Raw genomic sequence first — 23,468 nt, forward strand, 5'->3', positions numbered from 1 at the left:
GGAAATGTAGGCCCTGGAGCGACCCGATGGCCCTACATTTCCACTCACATAGGGGGAGTCGCTTTCTATGGACAGATCGATACACTATTGCTAGCGTGTCCGTCGTGGGTAGGAACGCCAAGTTCGACCGAGGTGCAGTCGTCGAGGCTGCGCTGGGTGAGTTCTGGACTCATGGGTACAACGGCACCAGTACGGAAACGCTGTGCCGTGCAACCGGCCTGGGCCGCAGCAGCTTGTATCACGCTTTCACCAGCAAGGTCGGTCTGTACGAGGAGTGCATGGCCTCGTATCTGAGCAAGGCGGACGAGTCCGTGGACGCCGTTCTTCATCGAGAGTCGTTGTCCGTTCTCGAGCGTGTGTCGATCTTGTTCGAGGATCTGATCGACGACGAGATCGCCCGACGTCGTCGCGGTGGTCCTTCTGGCTGTTTCTCCGTCAACACCGCGTTGGAAGCTGCGGACGATCCGGAACTCGCAGTGCCGCATCAGCAGATGTCGACCAACTTGCGTCGCCGCCTGTCCGTGATGAGTGACTACCTTCGCGCCGGCCAGGCCGTCGGCGACATCGCCTGTACCATGGCCCCGGCCGCCCAGGCAGAGGTGATCAACGGGGCCGTTGTTGGAATTCGTGTTGCCGCCCGAGTGGGATCGGGTCGAAAGTCCATGCGCGCCATTGCAGATGGCGCTCTGATGGTATTGACGCCGTAGAAATCTGACTTGCAGTCTACGTCGTCGCCGAACGGCCAAATTGTGAACTGATCTGTACAGAATCAGACCAGTCCGATGCCCGTCACGCGGAACGAAGGACATACGTGAGCTACGCCGAATCGATCGACGAGACCGAAGAATCCGGTCAGGTGACCAGTGTCCCTTTCCCGGTCTACGTTCTGGCGTTCACCATTCTCGCGTTCACGACGAGCGAATTCATGGTGTCCGGGTTGATGAACGATCTTGCTCGCGACCTTCCGGCGAGCATCCCGAGCGTCGGGTACCTCATTGCCATCTACGCGTTGTCGATGGTGATCGTTGCGCCGCCCGCATCGATTCTGCTGGCTCGGATCCCACCGAAGAAGGCGCTCGTCGCAATCTCGATCGCGTTCATCGTCGGCGAGTTGATCGCAGCTGCAGCACCGAATTACGCCGTCATCGTCGTCGGCCGAATCATCACCGGTGCGGCGGCGGGTACGGCCTACGGCGTCACATTGTCGATTGCCGCCCAGTCCGTTCCGGAGAAGATCCGTGGCCGTGCGATAGGCATCGTCATGGGCGGCAACACGATCGGAACCGTGTTCGGTCTTCCTCTCGCGAGTTTCCTCGGCAACGCCTTCGGGTGGCGGCTCGCGTTCGCCTTCGTGGCGGTGCTCGCCGGCGTTGCCCTCGTTGCGAGTGTGAAGTTCGTGCCTACCGTGGATGCGGGTGCGCCACCGAAGATCCGGGCGCAGTTGTCCGAGTTGAGGAACGGGGGATTGTGGCTGGCCTACGCGACCAGCGGGCTGCTCATCGGCGCGGTGTTCGCGATCTTCAGCTACTTCTCACCGATTCTGACCGACCGTGCGGGCTTCGATCAGAGCTTGGTGCCTGTCATTCTCGCTGCGTACGGTGTCGCCTGCGTCGTCGGAATCACCGTGGTGAGCCGGTTGTCCGACAATTTCCCACTGGTCGTCTCGATCGTCGGCGCAGTGATGATCTTCACGTCGGGACTGTTGTTTCTGCTGGCGGACAGCAACAAGATCGTGGTGTTGGTCGGCGTAGCCGCCCTGGGACTCGCCGGGGTGAGCCTCAACCCTGCCTTCGCAGTGCGGGTGATGCGCGTCGGCGGGATGTCGTTCGTGGTCAACACCGTGCATACATCGATCATCTGCTTCGGCATCTTTCTCGGCGCATCACTGGGTGGCGTGATCATCGATGCCTCCGGTTCGGTGCACTCCGTCTACTACCTGACGCTGGCCTTCGCCGCCGCAGGAGTCCTGGTGCTCCTGCCCATGACGCGGCGTGCGAGAAACGAGATTTCCGGGTGATTGCTCGTTCGAGGGTCGAGAGAACCACGACCCACCCGTTTGTCGACGTCCTGAACGGGGCATTCTCCGGCCCATGAAAGTCGGGATACTCGTCAGTGCGATCGTGGCCGTGGTGGGCTCGTTCATCGGTTCGGGGGCGTGGGTGGGCACGCCCATCGCGGAGGCTGCGGGCGGTGCGCTCAGTGCGACGTCGACGCTGGTGGCGCCGTCGGGACCAGCGTTTTCGATCTGGTCGGTCATTTATGTGGGGTTCGTGGCGTATGCGATCTGGCAATTCTTCGCGGGACCGAGGCAGGAGACCCTTCGCGGGCCGATCGCCCTGTCGATGATTCTGAACGCGGTGTGGATTCTGTCGATCCAGCTCGATCAGCTGTGGCTGAGTGTGCCGATCATCGTGCTACTGCTCGTGGTGCTCGTTCGTGTGTTCGTCTCGACGCAGGCGATCAGGCCGGAGAGCAGGCTCGACGCAGTCGTCACCGACGGCACGATGGGCTTGTATCTCGGGTGGGTGTGCGTCGCGACGATCGCGAATGTGACTGCTTTCCTCGTCGACTTCGGCATCGAGGGCTGGGCGACGGTGTGGGCCGTGGTCGTTCTCGTCGTTGCCGCCGTGGTGGGCGTCGGGCTGGCGACCTACTCCCGGGGCGCGATTGCCCCGGCGCTCGGCATCGCGTGGGGCCTGATGTGGATCGCGCAGGGCAGGCTGGCGGGCGACCTGGACAACGCGACGGTGGGGTGGACGGCTGTCGCCGCTGCGTTGGTGGTCGGGGTGTACACCGCGGTCGTCAGGACCCCTGCACGACGGCGAACGACGGTTTCCGGCTGAAGTCGGCTCGCAGCAGTCCGTAGTTCTGCTCGGAGTCGAAGGCGTCGGCTCCGGCGTCGCGCAACGCATGTACGAACACCGGTCCGACGTAGGGCAGCCGTGACGCCTGCGCCAGGCTGCTGCCGATGATCGCGGCTTGGGCTTCCTCGGTGACGGCCATCGGGCCGTTGCCGGTGGGGGCACCCAGTTCGGTGATCCAGATCTTCTTGCCACCGTCACCGTTGGCTGCCATCGTTCCGTACGCCTGATCGACCTGTGCCCACTGTCCGTTGGGGTCGTTCTCCACGGTGAAGGGGAACGTGTAGGGGTGCAGCGCAACGGCATCCATGAACCCGCCGGCTCCGGCAGCGTACATCTGCTGCAGGAATGTCACGGGCGCGACGGTCCACGTACCGGTGTCGATCGTCGTCGCGAGGCCCGCACTCAGCACCGTCGCGCCGGGGTCCGCGTTGTGAATGGCGGGGTAGGCGGCACGCAACAGCCCGACGTAGCGTGCCGCGTCGACGGGTGCGAAGAACGACGGGATGTTGGGTTCGTTCCAGACCTCGTAGGAGTCGACCCGGTTGCCCAGATGCGCCGCCGCAGCGCCCGCGAAGGCGCCGTAGGTGTTGGGGTCGACCGGAACTGCTCCGGGAAGCAGGCTGGGAATGGGTCCCTGTGCCCATGCGGGAGTTCCGGCCAGAACCGCGAGCACCGAGTAACCCTGCGCGCGTGCGGCATCGACGACACGATCGGTGTTGCCCCAGTCGAACACGCCTGGCGCCGTCTCGATCTGAGCCCAGTTGACCACGACGCGCACCCAGGATGCCCCGACTTCCCGTCCGGCCACGAGCTCGTTGCTCAGAGTCGCGTCGTCGAGGAGCAGGAACGGTGCACCGCTGGAGAAACCGAGTCCCGACGGCGGGGCGGCCTGCGCGGCCGGTGCCGTCACGCCCAGTGCGAGCGCCACGGCGGCGGCGACGGTGATCAGGCGGGTTCTGAGCGTCATGACGATGATCCTAAGGTGCCGGGGAGGGACGCGCCCACCAGTGATGCGACCGAGGTGTGCGGTGCGCGTTGTTCCCACCGTTCGGCGTTGAGGTCGTACAGTCGCTCTCCGGCTTTGACGGCCGTGTTGCGGTCCAGCAGGTACCGCCTGCATTCTGCGACGAACTGTTCCGGGTCGTCGAACGTGGGCAGTTCGAAGATCGAGCCGAGAGATCCGACGGCGGCCGATGTTCCGACGACGGGCAGTCCCTTGCTGGCGGCGTCGAGGATTTTCACGCGCACGCCACCGCCGGTGGCGACCGGCGCGATGAGTGCGCGGCAGGTGCCCAAAAATTCCTGGAGGTCGTCGACGAAGCCCAGATCGCGGACACCGTCGGGATAGTCAGGATCGGTGGCGCCGTCGGCTTTGGCGCCGATGATGCACAGTTCGGCGCCCTCGATACCGTCGGAGATCTGCGGCCAGTACTGCAGGGCGAGCTTGAAGGCCTCCTGGTTGGGCGGCCAGCCGCGGGTTCCCATGAACACCAGTCGCTTTGCGGTGTCGCTCAGATCGAGCCTCGGTGCGGGCTCGAGGGTCAGATCGATCCAGCGAGCGTCACCGACTCCGTTGGCGCGGTACATCTCGGCTTCCTCGGCGTCGTAGGTGCCGACGGCGTCGGCTTTCCTGGCCACCCTGATCTCGTCGCGCAGGATGCGTGGCGCTTCGATCCGTCCGGTGAGCCCGCGCGTCACCTTCCACACCTGCGACTCGGTGTTGACGGTGTTGATGACGAACGGCGATCCGAACTTCGCCGACCGAATGAACGGTTCGGCCATGTAACTGTGTTCTGCCACATAGACATCGGACTCGGACGCGTCGATGGCGTCGACGAATGCGTCGACGTCGTAGCGTCCGTGCACCACACTTCGATTGGGGCGCAGCGATTTCAGCAGAAGTCGCGCATCGACGGCCGGCTTGGCTACCCGCGTGACGTCGGGGTCCGGCGACGGTTCGGACTCCTGGGACAGGCACAGAGACCTGACCTCGAACGCTTCACGAGCGAGCTGCATCATCAAACGCGACAACGCGATGTCGCCACCGTGTTCGGTGACAGGGTCCTTGGACAGCAGGAATGTCGCTCGTCTCACGACAGCACCTCCTCTTCGACGGGTACGCGGTAGAGCGCTCGGGTGAACCACAGAAGCAGCACTGCGTCGGTGATCACCGACGCGACCGCCGCGCCGACGGCGCCGAGCGGGAACAGGCACAGGATCAGCACCATCTTCAACGGTGCCAGCGTGGCGGCGGCGAGGACGCGGGTCCGATCGCGGTGTTGCAGATAGAGCACCGTCGTGAACACGTAGTTCACGACGCGCATGACGACGAAGACGCTCATGACGGCCAGGGCGCCGGCGACTTCGGGCGGAGCGGGGGTGAAGAACAGCACGACACCTGCGACGAGGAGCAAGGAACCGGCCGCGGAGGCAAGCAGGACCGTATGCTTCAGCGCCGGTCCCGCGGAGACGAGTCCACCTGCTTCACGCAGTCTTTCGTGGAAGGTGTGGCCGAACGACTGGCCGACGAAGGCCACGGCCCACGCCGTCACCGACGCGACCGAGTAGTACCCGGCGATGGTGCTGTCGGTGAGGTACCCGAGCAGCAGGACATCGCCTTGGATGTAGACGGCGTTGGCCAGGTTCTCCGAGAACAGCAGCGACATCTCACGGCGCGACCCGGGAACTCGTGGCCGAGAGGTTCTGGACTGTGCGAGTGCAAGAACGGAGATGAGAAGGTACGGGCTGACGTAGAGCAGGCTGGCGACGAACAGGGTCGGCTCGGCGACGAGGAACAGGTACGCGGTCGCGAGTGCGATACTCGCAGCTTGACGCGCGGTGTCCATCCGCTGGGTGATGTTCGGATGCCCGTCCCGCAGCGCCCGGCTCTTGTACGCGTTGAACGTCATCTCGCCGCCGGCGACGACGAGCGCGAACCAGGCGATGTAGTCGACCTCGATCAGGCACAGACCGACAACGACGAGTCCGACGCCGATCAAGGAGCGAGTGGTGCGCTCACCCAGATAGTCGTCCTCGGCTACGCGGATGGAGCGGACACCGAACGGGTGATCGAGGGGTGCGGCGACGATCGCGGCGAGCGCGAAGGCCATTGCGTAGTGGCCGTAGTCCGCGATTCCGAGCTGGGCGATCAGCGCTACCGTCCACAACAGACCGATCCCACGCCCGCCGTACGTCCACAGTGCCGCGACGCCTGCTTTGACCAGATTGCTGTTCACTGCGCACCCGACCTGGTCGCGGCGGCGCCGACGGCCTTGTTCCACTCCGCCAGGAAGTCCTGGACGACGAACTCCGGTGTGTTGGCCCGGCGCAGTGCCTCGACTTCGCGTCGCAGTGCGGCGAGGGCCATCTCGTCGGCGACGAGTCGCGCGGCGGCGTCGGCGACGTCGGTGATGTCACCGTCGACGACCACTGCGCCGCCGTCGGATTCGGCCAGTGCTCCGTACTTCATGCACACGATCGGTGTCTGGTAGGCGATTGCCCTGGTCACGACGGACGAGGCGGGGAAGGCGTCGCCGTAGATGGTCCGTCGGCCGTACGGAACCACGAGCGCGCGGATGGAGGCGAAGAAGGCATCCTCGTCGGGGCCGTTCACCTCGCCGACGATCTCGACACCGTCGACGGGGGAAAGCTGCTCGGTGCCGCGACCGGCGACGCGGATGGCGATCTCGCGAGGAAGTCGATCGCGCAGCTGTTGGATCTGATCGAAGCCCTTGCCGCGGTAGACGAGACCGAACAATCCCACGGCGAGGGGACGCTCCTCGGCGGGGGTGAGGTCGGCGCGTTCGGGGACGAACAGCGTGCTCGCTGCGGCGGTGGCCCTGGGGTATTCGCGTGCCAGCGAGTCCGCGCCTGCCGCGGTGAGAGCGAAGAACGTGCGCTCGCCCGCCACCGCTGTCTCGAGCCTTCGCCACAACGCACGCAGCGGGTAGTGCAACCCGTGGTTGAGCACCTTCTGTCCGGCGAGGAACTTGGTGCGCGCAGGCCACCAGACCAAACCGGGAGGATCGTGCACCGTCGCCGTCGCGACCGGATCACCGTCGAGCTTCCACGTCGCCCAGAAGGGCACCACGGATCCCCCGCTCAGTTCGCAGTGCACGATGGTGCGTTCCGGGTCGTCGACGAGTTCGTCGATTGCTCTGCGGTGACGGAGGATGTCGCGTACCGAGTCGTGTCCTGGACCTTCGTGGCGATGCTCCACGACATCCCGGAAGTGAGGACGCACGGCGTCGACGAAGTCGTCGGCGTAGTCGCCCACACCGCCCACCCCGGACCGGGGGGCGACGTAGACGAGGCGGTAGTCGCTCAGCATCAACGGTGGGTGCTCCTTCGGAGCCTCGCGAGTGGAAATGTGGTTCCTGGCCTACATTTCCACTCACAAGGGAGGGGTCAGTAGAAGAGTGGACGATACTTCGGGCGGTACTGCAGAGCATCGGGATCGCGGGCGCCGCGGACCTGCGCGGGAACCCCAGCGACGACCTCGAGCTCCCCGACGTCCTTGCGTACCATCGAGCAGCCACCGACGACAGCGCCTCGGCCGATGGTCACACCGCTGAGCACCGTGCTGCGGCTGGCGATCCACACGTAATCGCCGATCACACACGGTTCGAGAATCGGCTTGAACGTGGGATCGTTGTGATCGTGGTAGCCGCCGATGATGTGGGTGTCGCTGGCGATGACGACGTTGTCGCCGATGGTGATTCCGCCGCGAGCGTCGAACATGCACCGGAAGCCGATGGAGCACGCCTCACCGATGACGAGGTTCTCGATGTCGAGGATGGTCGTTCCACGGAAGATCGAGGTGTCCTTGCCGATCGTCGCGCCGAAGGCCCGAAGGAAGTTCTGGCGAACGAAGTGCGACGGAATGTAGGTCACGATCATGTTGAAACCCAACGTGCCGATCCGATTTCGGATCTTGCGCGTCAGCGAGATGTCCTGCATCTTGTAGTCCGAGACATGGTGAACCTCACCCTGCACCTCACCGTGGACCTCGGGCTTCTCTACCGCTGTCATGCTGCCAACTCCTCGCTCATGTCGAATTGGACCATGGCTTCGACGATCTGCTCGAAGTTCATGGTCGGCCCCCACCCCAGAATCTCGCGCGCCTTGGACGCGTCGCCGACCATTCTCGCCGAATCGGCCGGTCTCAGCATGTCGGGATCTCCGCGTACGTAGCTCTGCCAGTCCGTGATTCCGACGGTCGACAGCGCGGCGGCGACGAAGTCCCCGACGGAGTGAGCTAGACCCGTCGCCACGACGAAGTCGTCGCCCTTGCCGTATTCCGCCATCTTGACCAGGGCTGCCACGTAATCCGGCGCCCAACCCCAGTCGCGCTGTGCGGACGTGCTGCCGAGTTCGATGACACTCTGCGTTCCTCGAGCGATCGCTGCGGCTGCTTTGGTGATCTTGCGGGTGACGAACGTTTCCGGCCGACGCGGCGACTCGTGGTTGTACAGAATTGCGTTGGTCGCTTCCAGCCCGCGCGCTCGATAGACCTGGACCATGTTGTGACTCAGAGCTTTCGATGCGCCGTACGGCGAGGTGGGAGCGATCGGTGTTTCCTCGTTCTGCATCGCGATACCCGAGCCCGCGAAGATCTCCGCGCTGGACGCGTTGATCACCATCACACGCTTGCCCGACGCCTCCTGATGCGAGAAGCAGGCATCCAGGAGCGACGCCGCCGAGACACCGTTGACCCGGGTGGTGAGCACAGGATCGTTCCACGACCTCCATACCGAGGAGATGCCCGCCAGGTGGAAGACGTAGTCCGGGTCCACCGCACGTACGAGCGTCGAGGCCGCTCCCGGCTCACCGAGGTCGGTCGCGTGCATCGTGACATCGTCGACGACCTCCGTCGACCCCGGCTTGGCCACACCGTGTACGGCCCAGCCCATCTCGACGAGAGCCTCCGACAGGTAACTGCCGTCCTGTCCCGCGACCCCAGTGACCAGAGCCGTCGGTGTCCCTGTCCGAGGTCGTTCCTGCAGGCTTCTCTCCTGCCCCTCGGTCACGCGATCTTGATGGCGTGAGGCGACTGCTCCGCCAGGTCGTTCTGCACCATCATCTTCACGAGCTCTTCGAACGTGACCTTGGGCTTCCAACCGAGCTGTGCGTGCGCCTTGGTGGAATCGCCGACGAGTAGGTCGACCTCGGCGGGGCGGAAGAACCGCGGGTCGATGCGGACGTACTGCGACCAGTCCTTGATGTCGACGGCCGCGAACGCGTGATCGAGCAGTTCGCGAATCGAGTGGGTTTCGCCGGTGGAGATGACGTAGTCGTCGGCTTCGTCCTGCTGGAGCATCGCGTACATCGCTTCGACGTAGTCACCGGCGAATCCCCAGTCTCGCTTGGCGTCGAGGTTGCCGAGTGCGATCTCGCTCTGCAAGCCCAGGGCGATCCTGGCGACGGACTGGGTGACCTTGCGGGTGACGAATTCGATTCCGCGACGGGGGGATTCGTGGTTGAACAGGATGCCGGAGCTGGCGTGCATACCGTAGGACTCGCGGTAGTTGATGGTCATGTAGTGGCCGTAGACCTTGGCGACGCCGTACGGCGACCGGGGCCACAGCAGGGTCTCCTCGCGCTGCGGGACCTCCTGGACCTTGCCGAACATCTCCGAGCTCGAGGCCTGGTAGAAGCGGACCTGCTTGCCTGCGACATCCTGGTAGAGGCGGGTGGACTCGAGCATGTTCAGCACGCCGCCGCCGGTGACATCGGTGGTCAGGCGTGCGTTCTCCCACGAGTATGCGACGAAGGAGACTGCGCCGAGGTTGTAGACCTCGTCCGGGTCGGCGACTGCGAAGGCACGCATCAGGCTGGAGAGGTCGAGCAGGTCACCGGTGAGGACCTCTACCTGGGGGAGGACTCGGTCCAGCATTGCTGCCTTCGGATTGTTCTGTCCACGAAGCAGTCCGAAAACTTTGTATCCCTTGCTCAGTAGCAGTTCGGCAAGGTAGAGGCCGTCTTGTCCGGTGATTCCTGTGATCAATGCCCGCTTCGTCATCGCGACAAAGTCCTCTCGATTGTGTGTTCGTGTATGTCGGTGACTGCCGAAATCAGTTCTGCCGCGAAGCGTTCCTCGCTGAACTGCTCCACGTGAGCCTGAATCTTGGGTGGCAACCAGGTTGTTGCCTCGAGTGCGTGTACTGCGGCTCGAATCGATTCGGGATCGGGCTGGTCGAAATAGACTCCGGTGACACCTTCCTCGACGGTGTCGAGGAATCCGCCCCAGCGAAGAACGACCGACGGTTTGCCGTGATAGCCGGCTTCGATGGGAGTGAGTCCGTAATCTTCATAGCTCGCGGCGACGACGGCGTTACAGCGACGGTAGAGCCAGGTCATCTGGCCCGCGGACAGGTCGCTGAGCATGAAAACGTTGTCGGACTTGATCTTTCGTAGTCGTTCGGCCTCCGGCCCTCGTCCGACGACGACGAGCTTACGAGATCCGTCGGCGAAGGCAGCGATCACCTTGTCCACGTTCTTGTACGGAAGCAGACGCGAGATGCACAGGTAGAAAGAATCCTCGCCGAGCCAGGCTTGCGCGTCGGCGATCGGTTCCTCGGGTGCACTGTCGACGGTGAACGGCGCAGGAAGGACGGTGGACGAGAACCCGTATGCGTCGGTGATCCGCTTCTGCACGACGGTGGAGATGGCGAGATATCGGTCTGCCGACTTCGCTGCCCGTCTGTCCCAGCGTCGCAGCGGAGATGTGAGAACTTTCAACATGATTCGCTTCGCGAGGCTGCTGGACTCGCCCAGGTACATCTCGGCCTCGTAGAGCCAACGTGCAGGTGAATAGCAGTAGACGAGTTTGCGACCCGGCGTCCTGAAGCCGTGTGCCCACCCGCTGGTGCTGGTGAGCACGACGTCGGCGTCGATGGTGATGGACTCCGATGCGAACGGGAGGAGCGGAAGGGCAGCGCGGTGGTTCTTGCGCAGGAATCCGATGTTGTTGAGCCGCGACGGTCGCACATCCAGGTCGGCGAACTCAGGGAACGTCGTCGACGGCTCGAACAGTGTGGTGTAGATGGGGCTGTCCGGAAACGCGCGGGCCATGGCCAGCACGACTTTCTCGGCACCGCCTCGCTGCGTCAGGTAGTCATGGGCGATCGCGACGCGAATCGTGGGCTCTGCCTCGGTCATTCGCGCTCCTTCTCGGTATCCGCGAAATGGGCGGAGCAATGCCGTGGAGCGATTGTTGCTAATTGCATCTTCAACCCGTCGTGTCGAACCGTGCACTGAACAGTGGTCGAGCCCCCAGAAGAACGTGAATCAGTCAGCGGTGCTTGAACTTTGCAGTGCTGGTTAATCCAGAAACGCCACACCAACATTGGTGCGGCGATCCTTCGTGCATCCCCCGACTGGGATGGAACTGTAGTCGACGGAAGAAATTCCGTGTCATTCGTTCGCTCTATAAGTATCCGTCAAGTGCCGTAATTGGTAGCGCTAAGTGAGGTGGTTCACAGTGCGAATTCGGCACGAGGCATGTATGGATACTCGTCATTCGTCCAGTTTTAACATCGGCGAAATATTTGCTCCGAGCGGGCCGGTTCACAGTGCTTTACACGGGCGATGTGAATGGAAACCGACCGGCATCGATGGAATTTCATGTCCGATGAAGAAAGGGTGGGCAGCCCGATGAAAAGCGTAGCGAGTATCGGTCTTTCGGTCGAGTATTCAGACGGAGAAACATTCACTGAGAATGTTTTCTTCGAGCGATGGAAATCAGCGGGTGACTGTTGTTCCCGAGCCGGGAATCCAGGTGATGTTGCCGTACTGGAAGTTCACGCGAACGCCGCCGCCGGGGAGTGGTGTTTCGTCGGAGGTGGCCGGGCCGAGCGTGGGATCCCAGGCGGCGACGATGCCGCCGCCGATGAGCCTTGTTCCACCGAGCTGCGTCGAGAAGACGCGGAGCCCGAAGGGGCTGTCGAAGTCCTGGTAGGTGCCGTTGAAGCCGGTGGTGGGGAGGAATCCGCTGTAGCGCACGGCGTCGGCGACGGCTTTCGGGGAGGTGACGAATCCGCCGGGCATCTCGAAGACGACGGCGTTCTGACGTATCTGTGCCCAGGTGTCGCGGACGAGGAACACCGGTGAGAGGGCGCCGCCCGACGAGGCGGGGACGCTCTGGAAGCGGGTGTGTTCGGCCGACGTCGGGAAGCCGCTCATGATCTGCGACATCACGGCCCACAGTGCCGGCTTGCCGCTCCAGTCGGTACGCAGGAGGCCGAACGTCATTTCCGGGTCACTGCTGCCCGTCTGCTGGTCGCGGAGCTGGTACAGGTGAATCGGCCCTGCGTAGGGCAGCTCTCGCCACTTCGTGATGAAGTTCGTGATCATGTCGCTCTGGGCGGTCTCCGACGCGTACGCCGTCGGGACGCCGTACTCGGTGGCCCAGATCTTCTTGTTGCCGTCGCCGTTCGCGACCATGGCCGCGTGGATGTCCATGGCCTGACGGGCAGGTGAGTGGTCGACGTACACGCCGTCGCCGAACTTCAACGAGTACTGGTACGGGTGGTAGGAGAAGGCGTCGAAGTAGCCGGCCGCGCCCGCCGTGTACATCTGGTTCACGAATCCGACGGGGTTGACCATCCCCGGCCCGTCCTCGACCGCTCCCAGCACACCGCCGATGACTGTCGCCGACGCGTCGGCCGCCTTGATCGCCGGGTAGGCGGCTTTGAGGAGTTGGGTGTAGCCGGCGGCGTCGGGTGACGGTCCGTAGAACATGGCCCCGTTGGGCTCGTTCCAGATCTCGTAGGCACTGATCTTTCCGGCGTATCGCGCGGCGACCTTACCGGCGAACTGCCCGAACGTCGCAGGTGACGCCGGTCGGGTGTTGAGCGGCTGACCAGCGGGTGAGGTTGCCCACGGCGGTGTGTAGGCGATGATTCCGAGGATCGAGATACCGCGTGCGTGGACGGCGTTCACGACGCGATCGACGGAGGACCAGTCCAGCTGATTTCGGGTGTACTCGACGTTGAACCAGGGGATGGACAGTCGAATCGAGCTGATTCCGGCTGCGGAGAGCATGGACAGGGTGGTGTTCAGTTCGGCATCGGACGACCAGAGAAGCGCGCCGCTGTCGGAGACCCCGAGTGGAGGCTGCGTTGTCTGCGCGTGCGCGAGACCAGGCCCGACGGATCCATCGGACGACGCGATCAGCGACGGTCCACTCCACGTCAGAGCGGCAGTGACCAGAACGACGGTCGCGGCAGAAATCAGCGAGCCGATTCGAGTCCTTTTCATGATGGTGAATCTCTCCGCAAGGGGCTCGTCGGAGGGGAGTCGCGAGCCGATTGTGGGAAATCATTACACCCGACAGGGAGTTTTGTACAAACGAAAACAATCATGCTTGACGGGACGAAACTGCTGGTCAAGCTGTCTTTGCTGTATCCAGTCTCGGAGATGAGAATGCGGGTGATTCCCCGTCGTCGGGCAGGTTATCCGTTGCCTTTTCGCGCGCCAGGACGAGAAAAACGATCAGTACGGAAAATGCCATCGTCGTGGCCGGAATGGTGACGACGGGGAAATCCAACTGCAGCGCGACGACGGAGAATCCGATGAATCCGCCGCCGATGAATCCATGTTCCCAGTTGCGCGATCGCAGGCAGCGGTAACCCAGGTACGCCCCGACGACGATGATGGCCAGGAATGCGAGTCCGGTGAAGATTCCGCCGCGGTAGACCGACAGCAGGGGAGCATTCGCGACGTAGTTGACGTCGAACGCGGTGCCGGGATCCTTGAATTCCTCGCGCCCCCAGCCGAGCCCGAAGAGCCAGTGTCCTGCCATGTGACCTGGGAAATCGACGAGCGCGTCACCGCGAGCCGAGGACCCGGCGTCGCCGCTGCCGAAGGACGAGAACACGCGGTTCCGGACGGTGGGAACGGCAAGGGCGCCGACGAACGCCAGGGCGAAACCGCCGATGATGGCCACGCGTTCCCGGGTGCGCAGGTTCTGGAACAGCAGCATCAGAAGCACGCCGAAGACCACGGAGAAGAGCGCCGCACGGGACAGCGTCAGCACGATCGACCCGAAGAGCAGCAGTGACAGGGCGATCCGTAGACGCCCGCGGATGAGCAGAACGCACAGCATGAGGGCCACGAACAGGCCGATACCTGCGGCGTTCGGGTCGATGTAGGTACCGGCGAGTCGGACCGTGGCGGCGCCGTCGGTGTAGACGAAGCGGGTGCTTTCCTCCTCGGTGCCGTATCCGAACGGCGACAGATACCGAATCAATCTGCCCGACGGGTCGGCGACGAGGATGACGAGTGCGAACGCGGCCGCTGCCGACGCGGAATAGACGTAGATCCGCCCGAACAGTTCCAATTCTTCGCGTGGGAGTCGGAGAAGTGACACCGCAACTAGTGTCGAAACGAGCCATTTACCGAATTCTGCATAATCCACTGTCGTGCCGGCCGTAGCGAAGACGGAAATCGCCGAAGTGACGATCAAGGCGATGACGGCCATTTCACCGACTGTGACGCGAGTCACGGCTGTGCGGTGAATCACCGACGCGAGGATGACTGCTGCGCCCAAGGTGAACACGAGGGGAGCGTGCACCCCCGGAACGTAACCGAATGGCAATGCGCCCAACGAAAATGCAAGAGCACGAGTCAAATAGAGTGGGTGGCGCAGGCCGATGTAGGCTCCAACGGTCAGTCCGACGAGTGCGAACGCGCCCAGTTTTCCGGGTGTTCCGCCGAGAATCATCAACAATGTAACGATTATCGGGACGACGACGATGACCGCCGCGTCGACTCGTTTCGAGATGCTCATGGGCACTGATGTTGTCACGCTTTCACACCTCTGCAACTGCTAAGTGATGCCGAATCGATGACGGCACTTTATTCTCATCGGCGAACCAGGATTTTTCGATTGGAGCATTCGTGGAGATTCGAGAGTACGGACGGATTCTCCGTGCGGGTTGGTGGATCGTCGCGGTGGTGACGGTGCTCGGCATCGTCGGGGGGTGGGCCTACTCGTTCTTCTCGACGCCTCAGTATCAGGCATGCGCTCGGTTGTTCGTGACCACCGAAGGTGGCAGTTCCGTGGGTGAGGCCTATCAGAACAACCTGTTCTCGCAGGAACGCGTCACGTCCTACGCGGGGCTGGCCACCAGTACTCAGGTGGCACAGCGGGCTGTCGATCAGCTTCAATTGCTGTTGTCCGCGAACGACTTGCGTGCCAAGATCACCGCAACACCGATCGAGAGCACGGTTCTGCTCGACCTGTGCGGCACCGATTCCGATCCCGACGTCGCACGAGCGCTGACCAATGCGGTCGCCGGACAGCTGACGCAGTTGGTTCAGGAACTCGAGACGTCGCAGCGGGGCGGTAGCCCGGCTGCCGGAGCAACCATCGTGGATCAGGCCGACGTGCCGACGTCTCCGCTCGGCGCGGGCCTGGTGACTCTTCTCGGGCTGGGCGCGGTGGCAGGTCTTGCTCTCGGTGTCGTGATCGCTCTCGCTCGCGGGCTCGTCGACCGTTCGATTCGTGACCGCCCCAAGGCAGAGGAGATCTCCGGCAACGCAGTCCTGGGCGGGCTCCCGATCGACGCCGAGCGGCCGAAGACTCCGGTGGCGTCGTTTTCCAAGATGGGTGAGCCGCTCCGCACCTTGCGGACCAACATTCGCTTCCTCGGCGGCGGATCACCGCCGCGAGTGCTCACCGTCACCAGCGCCGAGCCGGGTGAAGGCCGCACCTCCACGGCCATCGACCTGGCAGCCGTCCTCGCCGAGGCCGGTCACAAGGTTCTGCTCGTCGACGGTGACATCAGAACGGCCGCCTTGGCCGAGCGTTTGGACATCACGCAGGAACACGGACTCAGCACGGTTCTGTCCGGTGAACACCGACTGGGCGACGCGGTTCAGCCCGACGTCATCGACGGGGTCGACGTTCTGCCCGCCGGTCCCGTGCCGCCGAACCCGAGTGAGCTCCTCGGTTCCGATCGCGCTCAGATCCTGCTGGAAGCAGTGCGCGGCGACTACCGCTACGTCGTCGTCGACACGCCGCCACTCCTGTCGGTCTCCGACGGAGCAATCCTCACCGCTCTCGCCGACGGCAGTCTCGTGCTCGCCCGTGTCGGCAGCACCACGCGGGATCAACTGCGCAAGGCGATCAAGACTCTGGGCGGAGTCGGCGGGAAGGTTCTGGGTGTCGTCACGACGTTCGAACCCCATCGTCGCCGACGGACCAAGCCGGGTTCTACTGGGCCGGTGGCGAAGCCGAAGATCGAGGTCGAGGGGCGAGAGTCCTCGGCGGCCACAGTCGGTAGAGGCTAAGGATGGGAGTGGAGCCTGCGGAACGACCCGGTGGGGCAGGAGTGGAGCCTGCGGAACGACCCGGTGGGGCAGGAGTGGAGCCTGCGGGGCGACCTGGTTCGGGGCTTCGGACGTGGTCGGTGCGGGTGGGTGCAGTGTGCGCGGCTGCAGTGATGCTCGTGGGCTGCGCCCAGGATCAGGAACTGGTGCTCGCCCCTGATGCGCCGACGACGCCTGTGACGGCGTCGGCGATACCTCCGGAGCCGAGCCCGGCTCCGATACTCGGTGGGACGGCGCCCGGCTCGTTGATATCGGCCGAGCCGATCGAGGACATCGCGGTGGACATCACCGAACTGGGAGCTGCCGCAACACGTGTGGTGTATCGGTCGACGTCGGGTGTCACGGGTGAGCCGACGGATGTGTCGGGCACCGTCGTGATTCCGGGCGGTGTCGCCCCGGAGGGTGGATGGCCGGTCGTGTCCTTCGGTCACGGTACGACGGGGGTTCTGAACAACTGCGGTCCGTCGGAGTACGTCAACCTGCTCGGGAGTGCTCCTATCGTCGCGGCTCTGGTGTTGAACGGTTACGCCGTGACGATGACGGACTATCAGGGTCTCGGCCTGGACGGCAACTACCACCCGTATCTGGATTCGAAGACGTTCGGCTACAACATGATCGATGCTGTACGTGCTGCCCGTAATTTCCTCCCCACGCTGAGTACCCGGTGGGCTGCGTACGGCGTATCGCTCGGCGGGATGGCTGCGTGGGCAGCCAGCGATCGCAACGCCGAGTACGGCGGTGGCCTCGAATTGGTGGGGACGGCGGCCATCGTGCCGGTGTCGGACATGGCCGGGCTGGCCGACGCGGCGGCGTCGGGAACCCTGACGCGCGCCCAGTATCCGTTGCTGATGTACGCGCTGCACGGACTGGCGATCACGCACCCGGAGATGAACCTGGACGACTACCGTTCCGGTCTGGCGCGGGAACGCTGGGACGATTTCATGCAGTGCGTTCCGCCTGGGTCGGATCAGGTTCCCGAGCTCGTGGCTCGGCTGCAGGCGTCGGATCTGCGTCCGGTCGATCAGCAGGCCACCGATCGGCTGCGAGGGTGGTTGGCGGACATGGCTCTTCCGGCGCAGAAGTCCACGTCACCGCTTCTCGTCATGTACGGGTCGGAGGACGACCTGATTCTCGAGTCGTGGACGGAGAAGGCACTCTCCCGAGCATGCGACGCGGGAGATGTGGTGGAGTACGAGCTGCACAGCGGCGAGGGGCACGGCGACCTCGACAGCAGCCGATCGGTGCCGTGGGTGAAGTCTCGGTTCGCCGGGCAGCGCGCGGTGAACACGTGTGAGCAGGTCGAATGATCACTCCTGTCGGTGTTCCCACGCTGCGCGACTACGGCAGGATGCTGGTCCGCGGGTGGGCCTTGATTCTCGCGGCCACCGTACTCTCGGTCGCTGCCGCGTGGATCGCCGATTCCGTTGTCGCAGAGAAGTACACGGCGACCTCGCGCGTGTTCCTGACTGCGCCCGGTCCGTCGTCACCTCGTGCGGCGATGGAGGGAAACCGCAGTTCGCTCGTACGGGTGGAGAGCTATGTAGGTCTGGCCACGTCCGAGCAAGTCCTGAGGCGCACCATCGTCGACGTGGGTCTGCCGGTCTCTCCCGACGACTTGAAAGCCGATCTGCTCGTCGTGTCGACCCCCGGGTCCGCATTGATCGACATCAGTGCAACGCAGGACGATCCGACGCGTGCGCGTGACGTGGCCAATTCCGTTGCGCTGAACTTGATCCAGCTCGCCGAGGAGATCGACCTCGGTGCGAACGGGCCCGTGTCCGAGGTGACGCTCATCGACGCCGCGGGCGTGCCGTCGCCGCCGTCGACGTTGATGTCTGCTCTGGTGCTCGGTGGGGCGATGGGCGCTACTGTTGCCGCAGTGCTGGTCGTCGGGGCGGGGGTGCGACGCGATTCGATCGTCTCGCGGCGACAGGTCACCGACCTTCTCGCGGGCGAGGGTGTGACCGACAAGGTGCATTACACAGGGGGAGCGGTTCGATGAGGAAGACAGTGGGGACTGTTGCATTCGTGTCGATTCTCCTGGCCTCCGGGTGCGGGGGTCAGGACACGTCGCCGGAACCGAATTCGGTGGCTTTCGGGGGAACGATCGAGGCGGACTTCACCGACGCAGGTCCTGGCAGTCTGAAGAGTGCAGAGGAACTGCTCACCATCGACAGGCGAGTCAGCGCGATCTCCTCTCTGGCCGCCAGGGTCGTCTACACCTCGACGTCCGGAGTCGACGGATCCCCGACGGAGGTGTCCGGGACCGTCTTCGCGCCGCAGGGCCCCGCGCCGGAGGGCGGATGGCCGATCATTGCCTACGGCCACGGAACCACGGGAGTGTTGCCGGACTGCGGGCCGTCGACCGATCCCGAACTGCTGGGCAGTTCTCCCATCGTCACGGCGCTGGTGAGGTCCGGGTACGTGGTTGCGGTATCGGACTACCAGGGTCTGGGGATCGAAGGGAACTACCACCCGTACCTCGATGCGCGGACGGCAGGCAACAACCTGATCGACTCGGTGCGCGCTGCACAGAAGTTGGTTCCGGACACGTCGGATCGATGGGCGTCGTTCGGGGGTTCTCAGGGTGGACAGGCGGCCTGGGCCGCCAACGAACTCGCGAACACGTACGGTTCGGGGCTCGACATGGTCGGATCGGTGAGTCTCGTTCCTGCCGCCGATATCTCGGGTCTCGCCCGGGCAGCTGCGGCGGGCACGCTGACCGCCGATCAGAAGCCGCTGCTGCAGTGGGTGCTCGTCGGGCTCGCACAGTCCCACCCGGAGATCGACCTGGCCGACTACCGGCGCGGTGTCGTCGAGGAACGATGGGACGAACTGTCCGCCTGTGGCGGACCCCTGGCGGCCGACCGCACGGAGCTGGCCGCGCAGATCGACGACGAGGATCTGAAGCCGTCGACTCCGGAAGCCGAACGCGCACTGGAAGGCTACCTGCGCGAGATGAGTCTTCCGCAGACACGCGCTGCCGCACCGATGCTGGTGCTCTACGGTGGCAAGGACACACTCGTATCGCAGGCGTGGACGGACGGCGCTGTCGCAGCCGGCTGCGCGAGCGGTGACTCCATCCAGTCGGTACTCCAGCCGGAGGCCGGCCACGCAGACATCGACGGTGCTGCTGCGTTTCCGTGGCTGAACGACAGATTCGCGGGCGAACCCGCCGTCAGCTACTGCCCTCCGCCCGCCGCACCCTGATGTGAAGGCTCACCATGACAGCAACCCCGGACAGCACCGCTGCCGCAGCGACGGCGCCGAGTTCGACGGCCGGATCGAAGAGACCGGCGAGGATCCTCGGTCTGGACGGCCCGCGGGGCTTCGCGTGCCTGTGCGTCCTTGCCGTGCACGTGGGAGGGCACAACAGCCCCGTGACGGTGGCCGACTACAAGCTGGGACTGCTCGGCCAAGGTCTGATCTTCTTCTTCGCCCTGTCCGGCTTCCTCATCTTCCTGCCGATGGTCAGGCGCCTGTTCGCCGGTAAACCCATGCCGGACAACAAGAGCTACGCGGTACACCGGATTCTGCGAGTGTTCCCCGCGTACATCGTGATCTTCCTGTTCGCGAACTTCGTGATGCGGGCGGTGTTCACCGAGAACGCGGCGGTGGCCGAGGAACACTTCACCGACGCCGGGCTCGGCATGATCACCGATCCGGTGACGTTGCTCGGCAACCTCACGTTGGTTCACTCCTATGTGCCGTCGATGCTGCAGACCGGTATCAATCCATCGTGGTCGCTGACGCTGGAGCTGATGTTCTACATCGCATTGCCACTGCTGGCGGGCATCGCGTTCTATCTCGCACGCCGGACGAGCATCAGTGCCTCGGTACTCGTGCTTATCCCCGTCGTGGTGATGTTCGCGATCGGTGTCGCAGGAAAGCTCTACACCGCGAGCCGCGTGGAGCCGTCGGGAATCACCGATCCGCTGCTGTTGGACTGGGGACCGAACGAGGTTGCCGTTCTGAGTCGAAGCTTCTTCTCCCTGGCGGACAACTTCACGTTCGGCATGGCGGCTGCTGTCATTTTCGTCGCCGTCGACACCGGAGTGTTGACAGGCTGGATCGCGAAGAACATGCGGTGGTGGACGGGCCTGGCGATGCTGCCCGTTGCGGCCATCTCGCTGAAGCTCGTCGACGACAACTCTCGGTGGCAGACCACGTTCGTTTCCCTCGGATCCGCATTGCTGATCCTGTTCATCATCGCTCCCCTTGCGCGAGGCGAGAGGTCGAAGCTCGCCGAGCGCGCGGACTGGAAGCCGCTCGAATATGTCGGCACCATCTCGTTGAGTGTCTATCTGTGGCACTTTCCGGTCCTGATCATGGTGGGACGCTTCGGCTGGATGGCCGGGGACAGTCCGGTGGGGATGCTGTGGAACTTCGTCGTCGTGACGGCGGTGAGCGTCCTGTTCGGCACCATCACCTACCGGCTCGTCGAGAAGCCTGCGTTGATGTTGGCGCGTAAGTACAAGTCCGGTAAGTAGTGCCCAGATCGTGGGCGGCGCTGTCCGTTGCGGCGCTACTGCTCACCGCCTGCGGTGCACCGGACGTGGCAGCGCCGCGGCCGGTGGACATCTCGCTCGTCGGCGGTTTCGTGCAGGGCCCGGATCCTGCGTCGCTCGATCCACTTCCGCTGCGTCCCATCGGTTTCACCGGCGGCGCGCCACTGCTGTGGGCGACCGACGACGACCTCGCGCGTAGCCTCGACGCCGTCGCTGCCTCCGGTTCGACGCGCCTACGGCTCGATGTGGCGTGGCCACTACTGGAACCCGAACGGGGACTCGAAGTCTGGGCACCGACGGATCGGGTGGTGAACGCTGCGCTCGACCGGGGTATCGACGTGCTGGCCATTCTCGATTATTCACCGGACTGGGCCGCAGCGGACCCGGCCCTCGGGTTGACGAGCAAGCCGGCGTCGGCGGAGGAATACGGTCGATACGCCGGCAGTGTCGCCGCCCACTTCGCCGGTCGGGTCTCGGCGTACGAGATCTGGAACGAGCCGAACGGATCGGTGTTCTTCGGTCCGTGGGCCGATCCGGAGCTGTACGCGGAGATGCTTCGTGAGGCGTTCGGCGCAATTCGTGCCGCCGATCCCGATGCGTTGGTGATCGGGGGTGCGATCGGTGCCGTGGGCGACAACCACAACACCATGAACGGGCTCACGTTTCTGAAGCGCATGTACGACGCAGGGGCTCATGGGTATTTCGACGCGTTGTCGGTGCATCCGTACTCGTACCCGGGGACGCTCGTCGGGACCGAGCAGTTTCCGGACGGTGCTCTGCACATGATCGCGGACATGCGGCGGGAGATGACTGCGCGGGGCGACGACGACAAGGACCTGTGGGCAACGGAATTCGGATCGCCGACCGACGAGGGGGCCGGAATCGACGAGGCCCGCCAAGGAGAGTTGCTGACGACGTTCGTGCACGAGTGGAGTCAGCTGCCGTTCGCCGGTCCGATGTACGTGCACGAGATTCGTGATCGGCTGGCGGGTTCGTCGAATCCGGAGGACAATTTCGGGGTGCTGCACCGAGATTTCACTGCGAAGCCCGCATACGAGGCAGTGGTGGCAGCCATGAAGGCGGGGTTCAGTTGGGACCCGGAACATCTTGTCATGCATGCGGTGTCGAAGGAGTTCGGCTTCCTCGGTGAAGCGCTGACGCCGGTGTATCCGGCACACGACGGCATCGGACGAAAGTACCTCGCGCAGGAGTTCGCCGGTGGCGTTCTCTTCCGCACCGATCAGGGCTACGTGGCATCGCCCTCGAACGTGTCCGGCGCGGTACTCGCATCCGGGTATCTCCCTGCGGGCCCGTACGTGCAAGGGATGCAGCAACTGGACGTCGACGGTGGGGCACGAGTGTTCCACAGCGACCGAACCGGCACGTTCGTCGTACGCGGAGCGATTCTGGATGCATGGACTCCCGAGTTCGGATTCCCGGTGAGCGACGAATACCAGGACGGCGGATTGCTCGTGTCGGACTTCGAATTCGGCAGTATCCGTTGGTCTCCCGAATCCGGTGCGACGGTGGAGTCGCGATGAGGCTTGCGCGTTTTCACGCGGCGTGGACAGCGTGGGTACTCGGGACCGTCCTGCTGACGGGTTGTTCGTCGGCGGTACCGCTGGTGACGAGCATGCCCGCGATCTTCGCGGAATCGCAGAAGCTTCGGCCCGCAGAGCCGATCGACGTTGCCGATCCCGGTACCGGTGCCGGGTCGGTGATCAGTGCGGAGACCATGCCCAATCTGCCGTCGGCGGTGCAGCGTGGTTCCGAGGCAGCCCGCGTGGTGTACCGGTCCACCCAATCCGGTGACGGCGGCGCCACCGAGGTCTCGGCGAGCGTATTCGTGCCCGACGGGGATGCACCCGAGGGCGGTTGGCCCGTCATCTCGTTCGGTCACGGCACCACGGGAATCGAGAACGCGTGCGGGCCGTCGCTCTCACGGGATCTGCTCGGAAGTGCGGCATTGGCAGCTGGATTCACCTCGGCGGGGTTCGCCGTGGCCATCACCGACTACCAGGGCCTCGGCCATGAGGGTGTCCACCACTATCTGGACAACCCGACTGCCGGTTACAACATGATCGATGCCGTTCGGGCACTGAGGCATACGTTCCCCGACGTGTCCGCCCGGTGGGTTGCTTTCGGTGGATCCCAGGGCGGCGGTGCAGCGTGGGCAGCGAACGAACAATCAGGATACGCACCGGAACTCGAACTGCTGGGATCGGTCAGCCTGGCACCGGCAGCGAACATGGTGGGCCTGGTGGACAAGGCTGTACAGGGCACTCTGACTGCCGACCAAGCCCCGTTGATGCAGTGGGTGATCGAATCTCTGGCCAGGAGGTTCACCGGCTTCGATCGTGATCAGTACCGTAGCGGATCGGCGGCGGAGGACTGGGCCGCGCTGAGCGGCTGCACCCCGGCGCAGGCGTCGGCACGTGCGGACGCGGCGGAACGGATCGGTGCTCGTGACTTCGCGCCGAAGACACCCGACGCGGAATTCCTGTTGCGCTACTACCTCGAGCAGATGGCGGTACCGCAGCTGAAGGCGTCGGCGCCCATGCTGGTGGTGTACGGAGACGCGGACACCTACATCGACGCCGAATGGACGGATGCGGCGCTCGCCGAGGCATGTTCCATGGGGGATGTGATCACCATCGACCGTCAACCAGGCAAAGGGCACGGCGACGTCGACGGCGGTGCAGTGAACGACTGGATAGGTGAACGGTTCGCCGGCACTCCCGCCGTCGACGATTGCAACTGA

At 64.2% G+C, this 23,468-nt stretch carries 20 protein-coding genes; 10 read left to right on the forward strand and 10 right to left on the reverse strand.

Going from position 1 to position 23,468, the window contains the following annotated elements:
• The first annotated feature begins 95 nt into the window (after positions 1 to 95).
• The 3 genes from H292_RS0104045 (at position 96) to H292_RS0104055 (ending at position 2,843) form a co-directional block, all read left to right on the forward strand.
• Positions 96 to 707: a TetR/AcrR family transcriptional regulator gene (locus H292_RS0104045; protein WP_020110517.1), complete on the forward strand. Its 612-nt coding sequence runs from the start codon at positions 96 to 98 to the stop codon at positions 705 to 707.
• A gap of 104 nt (positions 708 to 811) precedes the next feature.
• The gene (locus H292_RS0104050; protein WP_020110518.1) at positions 812 to 2,017 is read left to right on the forward strand and encodes an MFS transporter; all 1,206 of its coding nucleotides are present in this window, start codon (positions 812 to 814) and stop codon (positions 2,015 to 2,017) included.
• A 73-nt stretch (positions 2,018 to 2,090) separates the two neighbouring features.
• Positions 2,091 to 2,843, forward strand: a complete 753-nt coding sequence (locus H292_RS0104055) for a tryptophan-rich sensory protein (RefSeq protein ID WP_020110519.1) — start codon at positions 2,091 to 2,093, stop codon at positions 2,841 to 2,843.
• Here the strand turns inward: H292_RS0104055 and H292_RS0104060 are convergent.
• The 10 genes from H292_RS0104060 to H292_RS0104105 all read right to left on the reverse strand — a co-directional run bounded on the left by H292_RS0104060 (position 2,803) and on the right by H292_RS0104105 (position 14,655).
• Positions 2,803 to 3,831: a beta-galactosidase gene (locus H292_RS0104060; RefSeq protein WP_020110520.1), complete on the reverse strand. Its 1,029-nt coding sequence runs from the start codon at positions 3,829 to 3,831 to the stop codon at positions 2,803 to 2,805. The genes H292_RS0104055 and H292_RS0104060 overlap by 41 nt on opposite strands.
• Entirely contained in the window at positions 3,828 to 4,958 is a 1,131-nt protein-coding gene (locus H292_RS0104065; protein ID WP_020110521.1) for a glycosyltransferase, read from the reverse strand. Before H292_RS0104065 ends, H292_RS0104060 begins: the two co-directional genes overlap by 4 nt.
• On the reverse strand, positions 4,955 to 6,100 hold the full coding sequence (locus tag H292_RS0104070) for a hypothetical protein (RefSeq protein WP_020110522.1): 1,146 nt from the start codon (positions 6,098 to 6,100) through the stop codon (positions 4,955 to 4,957). The genes H292_RS0104065 and H292_RS0104070 overlap by 4 nt, the downstream gene beginning before the upstream one ends.
• Positions 6,097 to 7,194: a glycosyltransferase gene (locus H292_RS0104075; protein WP_020110523.1), complete on the reverse strand. Its 1,098-nt coding sequence runs from the start codon at positions 7,192 to 7,194 to the stop codon at positions 6,097 to 6,099. The genes H292_RS0104070 and H292_RS0104075 overlap by 4 nt, the downstream gene beginning before the upstream one ends.
• A 77-nt stretch (positions 7,195 to 7,271) precedes the next feature.
• Positions 7,272 to 7,895 (reverse strand): acyltransferase, encoded by a 624-nt coding sequence (locus tag H292_RS0104080; protein WP_020110524.1) that lies wholly within the window; start codon positions 7,893 to 7,895, stop codon positions 7,272 to 7,274.
• Positions 7,892 to 8,893, reverse strand: coding sequence for a GDP-mannose 4,6-dehydratase (locus H292_RS0104085; protein WP_020110525.1), 1,002 nt, complete (start codon positions 8,891 to 8,893; stop codon positions 7,892 to 7,894). Before H292_RS0104085 ends, H292_RS0104080 begins: the two co-directional genes overlap by 4 nt.
• Complete coding sequence (locus H292_RS0104090) at positions 8,890 to 9,885, reverse strand: GDP-mannose 4,6-dehydratase (protein WP_019665629.1); 996 nt, start codon at positions 9,883 to 9,885, stop codon at positions 8,890 to 8,892. The genes H292_RS0104085 and H292_RS0104090 overlap by 4 nt, the downstream gene beginning before the upstream one ends.
• Positions 9,882 to 11,024 (reverse strand): glycosyltransferase, encoded by a 1,143-nt coding sequence (locus tag H292_RS0104095; protein WP_020110526.1) that lies wholly within the window; start codon positions 11,022 to 11,024, stop codon positions 9,882 to 9,884. The genes H292_RS0104090 and H292_RS0104095 overlap by 4 nt, the downstream gene beginning before the upstream one ends.
• Before the next feature lie 582 nt (positions 11,025 to 11,606).
• Entirely contained in the window at positions 11,607 to 13,124 is a 1,518-nt protein-coding gene (locus H292_RS0104100; RefSeq protein ID WP_020110527.1) for a cellulase family glycosylhydrolase, read from the reverse strand.
• A 127-nt stretch (positions 13,125 to 13,251) separates the two neighbouring features.
• Positions 13,252 to 14,655 carry an O-antigen ligase family protein gene (locus H292_RS0104105; RefSeq protein WP_020110528.1) on the reverse strand — a complete coding sequence of 468 codons (1,404 nt, stop codon included), beginning with the start codon at positions 14,653 to 14,655 and terminating at the stop codon, positions 13,252 to 13,254.
• 110 nt (positions 14,656 to 14,765) lie between these two features.
• On the opposite strand from H292_RS0104105, the gene H292_RS0104110 reads away from it, so the two are divergent.
• From H292_RS0104110 to H292_RS0104140, 7 genes are read left to right on the forward strand one after another with little or no spacing between them, the layout of a single operon-like run.
• Positions 14,766 to 16,160: a polysaccharide biosynthesis tyrosine autokinase gene (locus H292_RS0104110; RefSeq protein ID WP_020110529.1), complete on the forward strand. Its 1,395-nt coding sequence runs from the start codon at positions 14,766 to 14,768 to the stop codon at positions 16,158 to 16,160.
• Positions 16,161 to 16,162: 2 nt separating this feature from the next.
• Positions 16,163 to 17,506 (forward strand): lipase family protein, encoded by a 1,344-nt coding sequence (locus tag H292_RS0104115; protein WP_231383745.1) that lies wholly within the window; start codon positions 16,163 to 16,165, stop codon positions 17,504 to 17,506.
• Positions 17,503 to 18,201: a YveK family protein gene (locus H292_RS0104120; RefSeq protein WP_020110531.1), complete on the forward strand. Its 699-nt coding sequence runs from the start codon at positions 17,503 to 17,505 to the stop codon at positions 18,199 to 18,201. Before H292_RS0104115 ends, H292_RS0104120 begins: the two co-directional genes overlap by 4 nt.
• Positions 18,198 to 19,409 (forward strand): lipase family protein, encoded by a 1,212-nt coding sequence (locus H292_RS0104125; RefSeq protein ID WP_231383746.1) that lies wholly within the window; start codon positions 18,198 to 18,200, stop codon positions 19,407 to 19,409. The genes H292_RS0104120 and H292_RS0104125 overlap by 4 nt, the downstream gene beginning before the upstream one ends.
• A 14-nt stretch (positions 19,410 to 19,423) precedes the next feature.
• Positions 19,424 to 20,689, forward strand: coding sequence for an acyltransferase family protein (locus H292_RS0104130; RefSeq protein ID WP_020110533.1), 1,266 nt, complete (start codon positions 19,424 to 19,426; stop codon positions 20,687 to 20,689).
• Complete coding sequence (locus H292_RS0104135) at positions 20,689 to 22,248, forward strand: cellulase family glycosylhydrolase (RefSeq protein WP_020110534.1); 1,560 nt, start codon at positions 20,689 to 20,691, stop codon at positions 22,246 to 22,248. Before H292_RS0104130 ends, H292_RS0104135 begins: the two co-directional genes overlap by 1 nt.
• A complete protein-coding gene (locus H292_RS0104140; RefSeq protein ID WP_231383747.1) occupies positions 22,245 to 23,468 on the forward strand; it encodes a lipase family protein in 1,224 nt (407 codons plus the stop codon). Before H292_RS0104135 ends, H292_RS0104140 begins: the two co-directional genes overlap by 4 nt.

It is taken from the genome of Rhodococcus sp. 114MFTsu3.1, assembly GCF_000383555.1.
GTDB classification, from domain to species: domain Bacteria; phylum Actinomycetota; class Actinomycetes; order Mycobacteriales; family Mycobacteriaceae; genus Rhodococcoides; species Rhodococcoides fascians_E.